General features: G+C 44.0%; 10 protein-coding genes. 9 read left to right on the forward strand and 1 reads right to left on the reverse strand.

The window, feature by feature from the left end; all coding sequences use genetic code 11:
* The first annotated feature begins 9 nt into the window (after window positions 1-9).
* The 5 genes from CI959_RS08565 to CI959_RS08585 all read left to right on the forward strand — a co-directional run bounded on the left by CI959_RS08565 (window position 10) and on the right by CI959_RS08585 (window position 7,794).
* Complete coding sequence (locus tag CI959_RS08565; RefSeq protein ID WP_048928484.1) at window positions 10-1,863, forward strand: 2-oxoacid:acceptor oxidoreductase subunit alpha; 1,854 nt, start codon at window positions 10-12, stop codon at window positions 1,861-1,863.
* 3 nt (window positions 1,864-1,866) lie between these two features.
* On the forward strand, window positions 1,867-2,883 hold the full coding sequence (locus tag CI959_RS08570; protein WP_005860730.1) for a 2-oxoacid:ferredoxin oxidoreductase subunit beta: 1,017 nt from the start codon (window positions 1,867-1,869) through the stop codon (window positions 2,881-2,883).
* Between the two features lie 414 nt (window positions 2,884-3,297).
* On the forward strand, window positions 3,298-4,905 hold the full coding sequence (gene pckA / locus CI959_RS08575; protein ID WP_005860732.1) for a phosphoenolpyruvate carboxykinase (ATP): 1,608 nt from the start codon (window positions 3,298-3,300) through the stop codon (window positions 4,903-4,905).
* Window positions 4,906-5,094: 189 nt separating this feature from the next.
* The gene (locus CI959_RS08580) at window positions 5,095-6,195 is read left to right on the forward strand and encodes a TlpA disulfide reductase family protein (protein ID WP_057317550.1); all 1,101 of its coding nucleotides are present in this window, start codon (window positions 5,095-5,097) and stop codon (window positions 6,193-6,195) included.
* 60 nt (window positions 6,196-6,255) lie between these two features.
* The gene (locus CI959_RS08585) at window positions 6,256-7,794 is read left to right on the forward strand and encodes a YifB family Mg chelatase-like AAA ATPase (RefSeq protein WP_057317551.1); all 1,539 of its coding nucleotides are present in this window, start codon (window positions 6,256-6,258) and stop codon (window positions 7,792-7,794) included.
* Between the two features lie 361 nt (window positions 7,795-8,155).
* Here CI959_RS08585 and CI959_RS08590 read toward each other — a convergent pair whose 3' ends face one another.
* A complete protein-coding gene (locus tag CI959_RS08590; RefSeq protein ID WP_005860739.1) occupies window positions 8,156-9,004 on the reverse strand; it encodes an AraC family transcriptional regulator in 849 nt (282 codons plus the stop codon).
* A 962-nt stretch (window positions 9,005-9,966) separates the two neighbouring features.
* Here CI959_RS08590 and CI959_RS08595 point away from each other — a divergent pair.
* The 4 genes from CI959_RS08595 to CI959_RS08610 all read left to right on the forward strand — a co-directional run bounded on the left by CI959_RS08595 (window position 9,967) and on the right by CI959_RS08610 (window position 14,779).
* Window positions 9,967-10,749, forward strand: coding sequence for a DUF4493 domain-containing protein (locus CI959_RS08595; protein ID WP_005860743.1), 783 nt, complete (start codon window positions 9,967-9,969; stop codon window positions 10,747-10,749).
* A gap of 33 nt (window positions 10,750-10,782) precedes the next feature.
* Window positions 10,783-12,069: a DUF4493 domain-containing protein gene (locus CI959_RS08600; RefSeq protein ID WP_005860745.1), complete on the forward strand. Its 1,287-nt coding sequence runs from the start codon at window positions 10,783-10,785 to the stop codon at window positions 12,067-12,069.
* Between the two features lies 1 nt (window position 12,070).
* Window positions 12,071-13,870, forward strand: a complete 1,800-nt coding sequence (locus CI959_RS08605; protein WP_005860747.1) for a DUF4493 domain-containing protein — start codon at window positions 12,071-12,073, stop codon at window positions 13,868-13,870.
* A gap of 159 nt (window positions 13,871-14,029) precedes the next feature.
* Window positions 14,030-14,779: a hypothetical protein gene (locus tag CI959_RS08610; protein ID WP_005860749.1), complete on the forward strand. Its 750-nt coding sequence runs from the start codon at window positions 14,030-14,032 to the stop codon at window positions 14,777-14,779.
* The last annotated feature ends 4 nt before the right edge of the window (window positions 14,780-14,783 follow it).

The raw sequence follows: 14,783 nt of genomic DNA on the forward strand, positions 1-14,783 counted from the left end.
AAGTATATTATGGCAGAACAGACAAAAGTTAAGACGCTGGAGAAGGTTGTAATTCGTTTCTCGGGAGACTCGGGAGATGGTATGCAGTTAACCGGTACAATCTTTTCAAACCTGTCCGCGGTTTTCGGGAACGAGATTTCTACATTCCCAGACTATCCGGCAGAAGTACGTGCTCCACAAGGAACACTAAGTGGTGTATCCGGATTCCAAGTACACTTGGGATCTCGTAAGATTTTTACACCCGGTGATAAGGCCGACGTATTGGTGGCCATGAATCCCGCCGCGCTGAAGGTGAACGTAAAACACCTAAAACCCAATGCGATTGTTTTAATCGACACGGACTCTTTCAAGAAAAGTGATTTGGATAAGGCCTTGTTTACGACCGATGATCCGTTTACTGAGCTGGGATTGACTGGCGTGCAGGTTGTTGCCGCTCCGATCTCTACGATGGTAAAAGACGGATTGGTTGAGTTTGGCTTGGACAATAAATCGGCTCTTCGCTGCAAGAATATGTTCGCCTTAGGACTTGTTTGCTGGTTGTTCGAGCGTCCGCTGGAGGAGGCTATGCACATGTTGCAGAATAAGTTCGCTAAGAAACCGGTTATCGCCCAAGCTAATATCAAGGCTTTGACGGACGGTTATAATTATGGTAATAACATCCATGCCTCGGTTTCTACGTATCGTATCGAGAGTAAGAAAGCCGAGCCCGGATTCTATACGGACGTGAATGGTAATAAGGCTACTTCCTATGGTTTGATAGCCGCTGCCGAGAAAGCTGGTTTGCAGTTGTTCTTGGGTAGCTACCCGATCACTCCGGCTACTGATATTTTACATGAATTATCTAAACGTAAGGATTTAGGCGTTATCACGGTTCAGGCCGAGGATGAGATCGCCGGTATCTGTACTTCTATCGGAGCTAGTTTCGCCGGTTGCTTGGCGGCTACATCTACTTCCGGACCGGGTCTTGCCTTGAAGAGCGAGGCGATCGGTTTGGCGGTGATCGCTGAGTTGCCTTTGGTGATTATCGATGTTCAGCGTGGCGGTCCTTCTACGGGCTTGCCTACGAAGAGCGAGCAAACGGACTTGATGCAGGCTCTGTATGGCCGTAATGGTGAGAGCCCTGCCGTGGTAATAGCGGCCTCTACGCCGACTGATTGTTTTGATGCCGCGTTTTGGGCAGGTAAGTTGGCCGTGGAGCATATGACTCCGGTTATCTTGTTGACCGATGCCTTTATCGCTAACGGTTCTTCCGCTTGGAGAATTCCGGAAATGGATAAATATCCGGAGATTAAGCCGAATTACGTAGCTAATTATCAAGACGAGAAAGTCTGGAAGGCGTATCGTCGTAACAAGGAAAGCTTGGTTCGTTACTGGGCGATTCCGGGAACGGAAGGTTTCGCTCATCGTCTGGGCGGTCTGGAGAAAGACTACGAGACGAGCGCTATCTCTACCGATCCGGCTAACCACCAGAAGATGGTGACGACCCGTCAGGCTAAGATCGATAAGATCGCCGACTATATCCCCGAACTGGAAGTGATCGGAGATGAGGACGCTGATTTATTGATCGTTGGTTGGGGTGGAACCTACGGGCACCTTTACGAGGCGATGGAGACGATGCAGGAGAATGGCAAGAAGGTGGCTTTCGCTCACTTCAAGTTTATCAACCCGCTGCCTAAGAATACGGCTGAGGTTCTTTCTAAGTATAAGAAAGTGGTGGTGGCTGAGCAAAATAACGGCCAGTTCGCTAACTATTTACGGGGAAAGGTTCCCGGATTTAACCCGTATCGCTTCAATCGTGTAAAGGGACAACCTTTTGTCGTTGCGAGATTAGTTGAGGAATTCACTAAAATATTGGAGGCTTAAAAGATGACAACAGAAGAAACTAAATTTCAACCGAAAGATTATAAAAGCGACCAGTACGTACGCTGGTGCCCGGGTTGTGGCGACCATGCGGTACTGAATTGCCTGCATAAGGCTATGGCCGAGGTAGGAGTGGCTCCTCACAATATGGCAGTTATCTCAGGTATCGGCTGTTCTTCCCGCTTACCTTATTATATGAATACGTATGGCTTCCATACGATCCATGGTCGTGGAGCGGCTATCGCTACCGGCGTAAAGACGGCTCGCCCGGACTTGAGCGTATGGTTGATTACGGGTGATGGCGACTGCTTGGCTATCGGCGGTAATCATTTTATCCACGCTGTCCGTCGTAATATCGACTTGAATATCGTTCTTTTCAACAATAAGATCTATGGTTTGACGAAGGGGCAGTATTCCCCGACATCCGACCGTGGTTTTGTATCCAAGAGCTCTCCTTATGGGACGGTGGAAGATCCGTTTATCCCGGCCGAGTTGGCGTTGGGTGCCCGTGGTAATTTCTTCGCCCGTACGATTGACGTGGATTTGAAGAATACGACCGAGGTATTGACGGCTTCCGCCCGTCATAAAGGCGCTTCCGTTACGGAAGTGTTGGTAAACTGCGTGATCTTTAATGATGGTATCCATAAGGGGATCGTTGATAAGGCATACCGTGCGGATCGTACGATTTTCCTTCGCCATGGCGAGAAAATGGTTTACGGCGCTAACATGGATAAAGGCCTTGTGCTAGACGGCCTAAAACTGAAATCCGTAACGATCGGACAAGATGGTTATACGATGGATGACGTATTGGTACACGACGCCCATGAGAAGGATAACACCTTGCATATGATGCTTGCCATGATGAGCGGTGATATGCCAATCGCGTTAGGCGTAATACGAGATGTGGAGGGACCGACCTATGATGAGGCTGTCCACCAGCAAATCGAGGAGGTACAAGCGAAGAATCCTACACGTAAATTACACGACCTTTTGATGAAAGGTGAGATTTGGGAGGTAAAGTAATATATTTCTGATCGGATATAAGAGAAGGCGCAAGATATTTATCCTGCGCCTTTCTTATATTTATACGCTGGATTTGTTTGTGTGGAAAAAAGTATATATCTTTGTTTCAGTCACAATAAAAGCGAATACCTATGATGACGACTTCGGAAATAGTTGAGATGCTAGCTAAAAGTATATGATTTGTAAACTCCATATTACAAATAGACTAAGGGTTTTGTTAATTGCATGGAAAAGAGTAATTATTACTGAAAAATTTCCTTAATAAGCTGTGTACGATAAAAAAAAATATTACTTTTGTACCGCGGTTAACAAGGTGGAGTCGCAGCAAGCTCCAAAAGGCCGGAAAGCCTCACCGTATCGAACTAGAGTAGAGAGAAAAGTTATATAAAGTCAATCATTTAAATTAAATTCAAGATGGCTAATTTAGATTTAAGCAAGTACGGAATTGTTGATGTGAAAGAAATCGTTCACAATCCGTCTTATGATGTTCTGTTCGCAGAAGAAACTAAACCGAGTTTGGAAGGCTTCGAGAAAGGCCAAGTAACTGAGCTAGGTGCTGTAAACGTGATGACTGGTATTTATACAGGTCGTTCTCCTAAAGATAAATTTTTCGTAAAGAATGAAGCCAGCGAAGATTCTGTATGGTGGACTTCTGATGAATATAAGAATGATAACAAGCCTTGTTCTGAGGCTGCTTGGGCAGACTTGAAGGCTAAAGCCGTAAAAGAATTGTCTGGCAAACGTTTGTTCGTTGTCGATACATTCTGTGGCGCTAACGAGGCTACTCGTTTGAAAGTACGTTTCATTATGGAGGTTGCTTGGCAAGCTCACTTCGTAACTAATATGTTCATCCGTCCGACAGCTGAGGAATTGGCTAACTACGGCGAACCTGATTTCGTTTCTTTCAACGCAGCTAAGGCTAAAGTTGACAACTACAAAGAATTAGGCTTGAACTCTGAGACTGCTACTGTTTTCAACTTGAAGACTAAAGAGCAAGTTATCTTGAATACTTGGTACGGTGGTGAGATGAAGAAGGGTATCTTCTCTATCATGAACTACTTGAACCCGTTGCGTGGTATCGCTTCTATGCACTGCTCCGCTAACACGGATAAAGAGGGCAAGAGCTCAGCTATCTTCTTCGGTTTGTCTGGTACTGGTAAGACTACTTTGTCTACGGACCCGAAACGTTTGTTGATCGGTGACGATGAGCACGGATGGGATAACGAAGGTGTATTCAACTACGAGGGTGGTTGCTACGCTAAGGTTATCAACTTGGATAAAGAGAGCGAGCCGGATATCTACAACGCTATCAAACGTGACGCTCTTCTTGAGAACGTAACAGTTGCCGCTGATGGTAAGATCGATTTCGCTGATAAGTCAGTTACAGAGAACACTCGTGTTTCTTATCCGATCTATCACATCGAGAACATCGTTAAGCCGGTTTCTAAAGGCCCGCACGCAAAACAAGTTATCTTCTTGTCTGCTGACGCATTCGGTGTATTGCCTCCAGTATCTATCTTGACTCCGGAGCAAACTCAATACTACTTCTTGTCTGGATTTACCGCTAAATTAGCAGGTACAGAGCGTGGTATCACGGAACCGACTCCTACATTCTCCGCTTGTTTCGGTGCTGCTTTCTTGTCATTGCACCCAACAAAATACGGCGAAGAGTTGGTTAAGAAGATGGAAATGACTGGCGCTAAGGCTTACTTGGTGAACACAGGTTGGAACGGTAGCGGCAAACGTATCTCTATCAAAGATACAAGAGGTATCATCGACGCTATCCTTGATGGTTCTATCAACGAGGCTCCGACAAAGAAGATCCCGTATTTCGACTTCGAGGTTCCGACTGCATTACCGGGCGTAGATCCGAAGATCTTAGATCCTCGCGATACCTATGCTGATCCTGCTCAATGGGATGAGAAAGCGAAGGATTTGGCTGCTCGCTTCCAGAAGAACTTCGCTAAGTTCACGGGCAACGAAGCTGGTAAGGCATTGGTTGCTGCTGGTCCTCAGTTATAATTGCTTAAAAAAACTTGATCAAAAAAGGTCAAGGTTTAAAAATATCTTTATAAAAAAGCGTGGAATTACTAATTCTGCGCTTTTTTTATGATAACTGCGTTAATTTTATTATAAATGTGAAGTAGTTTTAAAAAATATTCCTACCTTTAGACCGGATTATCTGTTATAAGAAGAGCTTAAAAAGGAGTAATGATAAAAAAACTGGCACTTATTATTGGCTTTATAATTTGTTTGTCATCTTGTGGCAAGGATTATGTCTATCGGATTGAAGGGGAACTTTCTAATCTGGAAGATCAAACCGTATATGCTGTATTTGAGAAGGATAATTATAAAGTGGTTGATACAGTGGCTTGTACGAAACCCGGGCAGTTCCAGATCGATCAACATGAAGCGGGTTTCCATTGTGTGACTATCTTCTTTGCGGATAAAGAGCATTGGGTTACGGCTTATCTGGAACCGGGAGAAACCGTGAAAATCACGGGCGACGCTAACTCTCCATTGCTATTGCAGGTAAAGGGGGGACGGACAAATGATAAGTTGACCGCTTTTAAGAAAAAAATCGCTCCTTTATTGACGGAATTGACAAATTTATCAAATTCTTTAAATAGCAAGGATTTGAACGATACGATCGAGGAGACGGATATCGCCGCTCGTTTGGCGAATGTTAATATGCAATTGAGCGAGGAAGCGATCCGGTACGTGAAAGAGAACCCGAATGAAGAGGCATCCGTTGTCTTGATTCAATCTTTTTTCTCAGATCCCGATGATACTCGTAAAATTGATGAGTTGTTGGCGTTATTGAATCCAAGGTTGAAAGACTTTTATCTGGTGAAGGAGCTGGAGCAATATAGCGCCCGTGCGAAACGTACGGCTTTGGGTGCGGAAGCCCCAGATTTCTCCGTAAGGAATATTTATGGGAATACGGTAAGTTTGGACTCTTTCCCGCAGAAATATTTATTGCTGACGTTTACCGCTCCTTGGTGTGATATGTGCCAGACAGAGGATCTATATCTGGATAAGGTAGCGATGAAATATCCGAAAGATCAGTTGGATATTCTTTTGGTTAGCTTGGACGATAATCCGGATAATGTCCGGGATGTACTGAAGAAGGATAGTATAGCGTGGAATCTGGTAACAGATTCGGCCGGACAAGCGGCTATGTTGATAGATCTGTATAACGTAAGCGTATTGCCACGCTGTTTCTTGATAGATGAGGATCATAAGATCTTGATGAAAACAGAGAATGGAATCGAGATCAAGCAAACACTGGAGAACTTGTTCGAAGACTGAGCGATTGAAAACAGGAGGTTCCGGTTTTAATTTGTAATTAGTAACTCAAAATTCTTAACTATGTTAGTAAAATCTTATGCCGCTGCCGTGCAGGGGATTTCCGCTACGGTCGTTACCGTAGAAGTGAACTGTTCCAAAGGTATCCAATTCTTTTTAGTCGGTCTTCCGGACGTGGCCGTTCGTGAGAGCCATGAACGCATTATCTCGGCTCTTCAAGTATGTGGTTATAAATTCCCCCGCAATCGTATCGTTATTAATATGGCCCCCGCAGATATCCGTAAGGAAGGGTCCTCTTATGATCTGCCTTTGGCGATCGGTATTCTGGCGGCGGCAGAGCAGATAGATTCATCCAACTTATCCAAATTCGTATTGATGGGCGAACTTTCTATGGATGGGAGCCTCCAACCGATAAAAGGGGCATTGCCTATCGCTATCAAGGCTAGGGAAGAAGGCTTTAAGGGCTTTATCTTACCCAAGCAAAACGCTTGTGAGGCTGCGGTGGTGAACGATCTGGAAGTGTATGGAGCTTCGAATATCAAAGAGGTGCTGGAGTTTATGGAGGGTAAACCTACATTGCGGCCTACGGTTATTGATACCCGTAAGGAGTTTTACGACCGCCAGCAATTGTTTGATTGCGATTTCTCCGATGTCCGGGGACAAGAGAACGTGAAGCGTGCGATGGAGGTGGCCGCCGCCGGCGGACATAATCTGATCATGGTAGGTCCTCCCGGAAGTGGCAAGTCCATGTTGGCGAAACGTCTCCCTACGGTCTTGCCTCCCTTTACCTTGCGTGAGTCCTTGGAAACAACTAAAATCCATTCCGTAGCCGGTAAGATAGGAGGTGGCGCCTCCTTGATGGTACAACGTCCTTTTCGCTCTCCCCATCATACGATCTCTAATGTCGCCATGGTAGGAGGGGGCACTTTCCCGCAGCCGGGAGAGATCAGCTTGGCTCACAATGGTGTCCTTTTTTTGGATGAGTTGCCGGAATTTAACAGGAGTGTCTTGGAAGTCATGCGGCAGCCATTGGAAGATCGAGTGATCAATATCTCCCGTGCCCGTTTCACGGTGGAATATCCGGCCGGCTTTATGCTTGTGGCCTCCATGAATCCTTGTCCCTGCGGCTATTACAACCATCCGGACCGTCCTTGCCTCTGTTCTCCCGGAGCCGTCCAGAAATATATGAACCGCATTTCCGGCCCTTTATTGGACCGTATCGATATCCAGATAGAGATTGTCCCTGTCCCTTTCGAGAAGATTTCCGAGCAACAGCCCTCAGAGCCTAGTATCGCTATCCGTGAGCGGGTCATAAAAGCCCGTGCGATCCAGGAAAGGCGTTTTGCCGCTTATGAGGGTATTTATTGTAATGCCCAGATGAACTCCAAGCTACTCCATCAGTACGCCGTTCCCGACGCTTCCGGCCTCTCCATCCTCAAAACCGCCATGCAACGTCTCTGCCTCTCCGCCCGTGCCTATGACCGTATCCTGAAAGTCTCCCGCACGATAGCGGACTTGGATAATTCGGAACATATCGAAGTCCGGCATTTGGCGGAGGCTATACAGTATAGGAGTTTGGATAGGGAGAATTGGGGGATGTGAGATTGCACTTAGAATACATCTATTAACCATAATAGTGCAGTTACTAAGCTGAAAAAACTATCTTTATATTAGTTGGAAATCGCGCTATTTATGGCTGTTGAAGTGAATAACTGACGGCTTGTCGAGTGAACAACTGACGGCTATACCTAGTGGTCAGCTTACGGCTTGGGAAGTGAATAACTAATCACTTGGGAAGTCTTTTGTGGATGACTTAACGTGCTGTATACCAATCTTGTTCGGTAAACGAGTTTTACTGTTCAACTAGCTCTTCAGCTAAATTAAAGAAGAACCAGTGATTTCAGGAAAAGACACCCGGCCGGAAGTGCTTTAAAAGTAAGCTAGCTTACTTTTTTAGGGTTGTTTAGGAATTGCGGTATTCTTGCGGACTCATACCTACATGGCGTTTAAAATACTTTCCGAAGAAGGACATATTAGTGAAATTCAGTGTATAGGCGATATCGTGGATGGTAAGGTTCGTCGATTTTAGTTGTGCCTTTGCGTCCATGATAACCATCGAGGTGATAATCTCTATGCAAGTTTTTCCCGTACTTTGTTTGACGATCGTACTTAGGTGTGCTTGCGTGATGCCAAGCCGCTTGGCATACCATGCAACGGATCGTTGCATGGTATAGTTTTGCATTACTAGTTGAGTGAAATTCTTACTGATTAGCTCTGCTTTAGAGAGCATTGACAGGTCTTCCGTCTGGTCTTTATACATGCTGCTGATCCCCATCAGCATACCGGTAAACAAATGGTTGGTAATCCCGCGATTTATTTTCGTGGCGTAAAACTCGTATGTTTTGAGTAATAACTCAAAATAATCTTTCATAAGAGGCTGGGCTTTCTCTTTTAGCTTATACACCGGATTGTCTTTCACGATATAGTGCATGTCTATGACAGCTTTGCTGGAGTTCGCTTGGCTGAGGAAATCAGATGAGAATCCCATGAAATAGATCTGTAGGTCCCCGTCTGCCCTATGGATCTGCAGGATTGATCCGGGCATGATGGTGATGAAGCTTCCGGGTTCTACCTTGAGTTGCGTTAAGTTGATGGATGCCTCGATCTCTCCTCCTAGGCATAGCACGAAAATCCCCGCTTTCAATCGGCATGGGTAATTCGCATACAGATTCAGCAGGCCTATATCTTCGATCGAAAGCTTCCCGATCACCCAATCTTGAGGCAGGTCTATTTTGGGAATGTCATTTTCCATGTTTGTTTAATTATTCACTTATCGGGAACGTTTGACAAAAATAGGCATTTTTAAAGATTTGCCGTGTCTTGTGGAAGGAAAATTATACGAGCGTCTGAAACTTGCGGTATTCCGGAGGCTTTTCGGAGTCGCTTGGGTGTTTGGGCTGGACTGGTATGGTTTCTTGTCGAAGGAAGTAGTTGCCATTAGAATTATCTTTTCTGTTTCGTTTTGATTGAATTTGGATGTATATTGTGACAGGGGTATTTCCTTGACCTATCAAAATAGCGAAAGAATCAGGAAGATAAGTGGCCTTTTATGTTAAAAAGTAACGTTTTCGGTACACGTTAGACGGCGAATATGTATGCAATAGGCAGCATTGGGCAATGCCTATACTGCCGTTGGGCATCGTGAGTAGTCGTGAATAGGGGTGTAAGTAGTCGTGAATAGGCATTCTTATACTGTTATAACCCTATTGTAAGACTGTTTTTTCCCTCTCTCACTCCCCATAATATGAATTACGATGAATTATTTTTGCTAGAACAAAATGTCGTTTTTTGATATATGGCTATCATTCAAATAATTGCTAATTTTCTCTTATGAATTTGGAAGTAAGTAGTACTTTGCCCCGAAATAATCGATACTCAAGAGGTTGAGATTACAAATTGCCATTTTGTCAAATCCTTTTTTCTTCCATCGAAGCGACTATCTTGTAATCTTGCTTTCTCTAGGGGCGGCTCTTGTCTGAGCGCATTCTGTTTAGGCACGGTTTCTAATAAAAGGAACAATGGGTTGTAAAAATAGGACATGGTCACTCTTTATAAATGGCTCTGTATGTGTAGGGGTGAGGTGTGGAATCTAAAAAAAGGAATAGGTAATAAGACAAATAGACCTTGTAGGATCTTTGTGAAATATATTCTTTTGCATCCGAATTGGGATCGAATGGATCTATACGAATTGAAGTAATTGAAAAAAGCATTTATATGAGGAAAAAGAATTTTACATCTATGGGAATGGCCTGCTTACTGGGCTGTTGTTTGATGTTGGGTAGCTGTAGCTCTGAAGTGGATAATTTGGATATTCCGAAGGGCAAAGGTTTCGTGAAAATAGATCTGGCACCGGAGGTCGGTTTTCAAACAAAAGCCGTGGATGAGAGTGAGTATAAGGATGTGAACAATTATACTGTGCAAGTGTTTAAATCCGGGCAAGAGGAGAATCTTATTATTAATGATTTGTATAAGAATTTGGAAGAGAAATATTCTTTGAATGTTGGTAACTATGTGTTGAAAGCCTTTACGGGTGAAGATAAACCGGTTTCTTCCGATGTGTTGTATTTTTCTGGCGAAGCTGCTTTTGAAGTGAAGGAGGGAAAGGAGGTGACAGCTCCTGTAATATGTAAGCCCAGCTCAGCTCGAATTAATGTTGTGTTCGATCCGAAGATGGATGAGTATTTCTCCGACTATTCCTTGAAGATTGAGACAGAGGCGCAGAAACCCTCTTCTTTTGTTTGGGCAAAGGCGACAGTCGGTCCGATGTATTTTAAGGTAGGTAATCAGGAAAAGGTCCAGGTTACGGTAAGCTTGACTAAGAAAGAGAATGTAAAAGCAGAAGGGACGGTTAAGACCTATACGTTAAGTCCAGCGGATGCTTTGAAACTTACTTTGAAACCAGTAGTCAACAATGGCAATTTAGGAATTTCGATTACAATTGAGGAGACTACGGTTGATCATCCGGTAGATATCGTTATTCCGGGGGATTGGGTATAAATATATATAACAGTAATAATAAGAGATTAGAATATGAAAGCGATCAATATATGGATGTTGAGCACGGTTTTGTTTTCCGGCTTGATGTCGTGTGAGATGAAAGAGGAAATTTTCGGGAAAGAGATCCCAAAGGAAACTGGCTATTTGACACTTGACGTGAGCGCAGGTTCCTCTGCTTCTTTAGCAACGAAAGGAGCAACTGATCAGAAAGAAGATTTTCCGCTCGTGATCAAGGCGATGGATTTTGATCTTACTAAAAACTATGAGTCGTTTGCTAAGTTTAAAGAAGAAAATGCGAATGGTGTGATTGAGTTGCCGAAAGGAAATTATGAGATAGAGGCGCATTCGCCGGGAGAGTTTGCCGAAAAGATGTACGATCCTTATTATGGAGGTGTAGAAAAAGCAGAGATAATGCCTAGTGTGGAAAAAACCGCTACGGTGAAATGTAAGATCCAGAATGTCAAAATTGCGATGGATTTTACCTCCGAGTTTATAAACTATTATAGCAAATGGTCTATTACGGTGGATGACAAGTGCGGTCATTCAGATATTTATACGCAAGAAAATCCAAACCCAACTCCGATTTATTGGAAAATGGCTGCTGAGACAGATAAGATTTATGTGTCGGGAACAGCTATAGTGAAGGAAACGAGTGAAGAAGTTATTATAAATCAGACATTAACGAAGAAGGAAAGTGCTGATTTTGTAGAAAGCGACAGCCCCTATTTTGTAGGAGGAGATGGTTTGGCGATCTCGTTGGCTCCCGGAAAAGAAGTGGATCTCAATAAAACCGGTATCACCATCACGGTTAACGGTTTTAACCAAGAGACAAATGAGAATATTGATATAGAAGTGGAAGGTGATAGTGGCGAAGAGAATCCTGAACCTCCGACACCACCGGTGACGGGTGATGATCCGACAATCACGATACCGCAAGCTCTTTATACGTTGCCCGCTGATGAACAAAAAAATGCAAATGTTATTATATCAACTCCTGCCGGCTTGAAAAATATCACTGTCGCGATAAAGGGAGGAAATGAGCTTTTTGCGTCAATAGTTAAAGATCTATTTGGTGAAGAGTTTAAATTGATAGGAAATGAAGCTTTAGGAGAGACGTTGACGTCAATGGGTGTAACTTTACCTGTTGGTGGAGAAAAGAGCTATGAATTTCCGGTACATGCCTTTTTTAGTTTGTTGCTAGATCCAAGTACTGGTGGAGGTGTTACAACAGATCCAGAAGGACACGTATTTAATATTACGGTGGAAGATAATGATGGTAAAGTCGTAAAAGATAAATTAAGTGTAAAAGTGGCTGAATAATATGAAGACAATATATACACTTTTATTTTTTGTGTTGGTATTAGGTTTGGTCGCTTGCCAGGCCGAGGATGATACATCCATGAAAAATACCGGTTATTTAAGTATGGATATAACGACCAATAATTCCACAGCCACCAAAGCGGGAAGTGAGGAGGTTGTTTATAATCCCAAACAGTTGGCGGTACAAATCTTGAATGATCAAGGAGGTGTTGTTAAGGAAACGGATGACTATACGGCGTGGGATGGAGAGCGATTTTCCTTGCCTACGGGTAAATACGTGGTGAAAGCCTCTTCAAATGGCTTCGATGGTAAAGCTGCCGAGTTTGATAAGCCCTATTATGTGGGATCAGCTGAGGTAGAGGTTATGGCAGGAAAGGATGTGACGGCCGAAGTTATCTGTACATTGGCGAATGTCTTGGTGACTGTTGAATTTGACGAGCTGTTCAAGAAAAGCTTTAAGTCTGCGACCATTGTTGTGGCTGATTCGGCAGACCAAACTGGAACCCGCCTTACCTTTGAGTTAGGTAAGAACGAGACAGCAAAGGCCTATTTCCCAGTTCCCGAGAAGTCGTTGATTATCTCAACGAGCGTAACGAATCAAAAGGGTACACTACATTCTAAGAAAGATACCGTTCGTGCGGTAAAAGCTCGAGATAATGTTCGCTTGATGTATAAAGTGGCTGACTCGCCAAATGGTTCTACCAGTATTGATATTACTTTGGACGGAACAATCAAGACCTATAATTTCACCATAGGTGTGCCTCTGACCGCTAAGACAACTCTATCGGCAAGTGCGGCGAACGCTTGGAGTTCATTTGCTTACTTGGAGGGGAAGGTGCTTTCAAAGGCAGGTGTCTTGGATCAAAGCAAGTTGGCGATGGAATATAAACTGGCAACAGACGAGGCTTGGACTCCGGTTGCGTATCTGACCGTAGGTGAAAACGATACCTATTCGGTAAGGATTACGGGCTTGACTCCTGCAACAAAATATCAATACCGTTTTATCTATAAGGATACGGAAGAGGTGGCAAGCGAAATCGTAGAGTTTACTACGGAGGCGGCTATCGCATTATATAATGCTAATTTTGATTTATGGTATCAGAATGGAAAGACATGGTATGCTGGGGAATCCGGTAAATCATTCTGGGATACGAGTAACCCGGGTACGACAACGGGGTTGGGAGCCATAGTGAATATCAATCCTACCCAAGGTAGTTCAGCGGTTGTGCATACATCGGGCGGAAAATCTGCGGAGTTGAAATCCCAGTTTAAGGTGAAATTCGCAGCGGCGAGCCTGTATACCGGATCTTTTGGTGGGCTGGTTGGTATGAATGGTGCTAAGATCAATTTTGGTCAGCCGTTCGCTTCTCGTCCAACAGCATTAAAGGGCTGGTTCCAATACGCTCCGGTAAATGTAACTCATGTAGGGGATAATCTTCCGGCTGACGCAGTTGTTGAAAAAGGAGATCCTGATGTTTGTTCTATTTATATAGCGATGTCTAAAAAGCAATATACTATAGATAATACCAAAATGGCAGAAACTGCGATCGATTTTGAGAATGATGCGAACATTATCGCCTATGGTGAGGTGCCTGTGTCGGAATGCGTAAGTACCAACGGACAATGGAAGGAGTTCAATATCCTCTTGAAATATAAGAATCTGACGGAGAAACCGACCCATATCATTGTGGTCTGCTCGTCCAGCAAGTATGGCGACTATTTCACCGGAGGCGATGGCAGCATAATGTATCTCGATGATTTTTCACTCATTTACGATGACGAGCCTACAATGTGGAAATAAACCATAGGCTGAAAGTCTATGTAGGGAACAATAAGTTTTTACTATAAATCTATTTGGCAAGTAAGGATATCTTCCTTGCTAAGTAGATTTTAAATATCTTTGTGGCAATATAAAGGATAGAACTAGAAAATGGCAATAACAATAGAGCGAATTATTTGAATGAGTAGAAAACTATTTACCTTATTGCTGTTATTAGCAATAGTGACCGGTACCGTAAATGCACAACGCGGTAAACGCGCCATTAAGCGCATCGACCGAGAGGTACAGGAGGCTGTGTTCATCCCGAAAGGAACATGGATGGCCGGAGGTGCCGTATCGTATTCCGAGCATGACGAGAGCAACTTGAACTTTCTTGTTATAAAGGATTTGGAAGGGAATGGCTATAATTTTGCGATAAGTCCGTACGTGGGCTATTTCTTCCGGGATAATATCTCGGCCGGTGTTCGCTTCGCTTACCGTAGGAACTATTTGGATCTAGGGAATGTGGATGCCAATTTGGGCGACATTACCATCTCGTTCAAGGACCTCTATTATCTGGAGCATAAATATGAGACATCCGGTTTCCTGCGTACCTATATCCCGATTGGGAAGAGCAAGATATTCGGTCTCTTCAACGAGGCTCGTGTGACCTATGGCTACGGTACGGGCAAGAATTCCACAGGCTCGGGGGCTAATTATGATGGTACTTACCAGAAGGTACAGAACCTACAGATTGGTTTCGCCCCCGGACTGGCCGCCTTTATCACCGATTGGAGCGCCGTGGAGGTGTCGGTCGGCGTGATGGGTTTCGATTTCAAATGGATCGACCAGACGACCAACCAAGTGGAGCAGGGTTCGAGCCGTACATCGTCCGGTAATTTCAAGATCAATCTTTTTTCCATTAACATAGGTATGACTTTCTATTTGTAATTGG

The organism is Parabacteroides sp. AT13 (genome assembly GCF_002272965.1).
GTDB lineage: Bacteria > Bacteroidota > Bacteroidia > Bacteroidales > Tannerellaceae > Parabacteroides > Parabacteroides distasonis.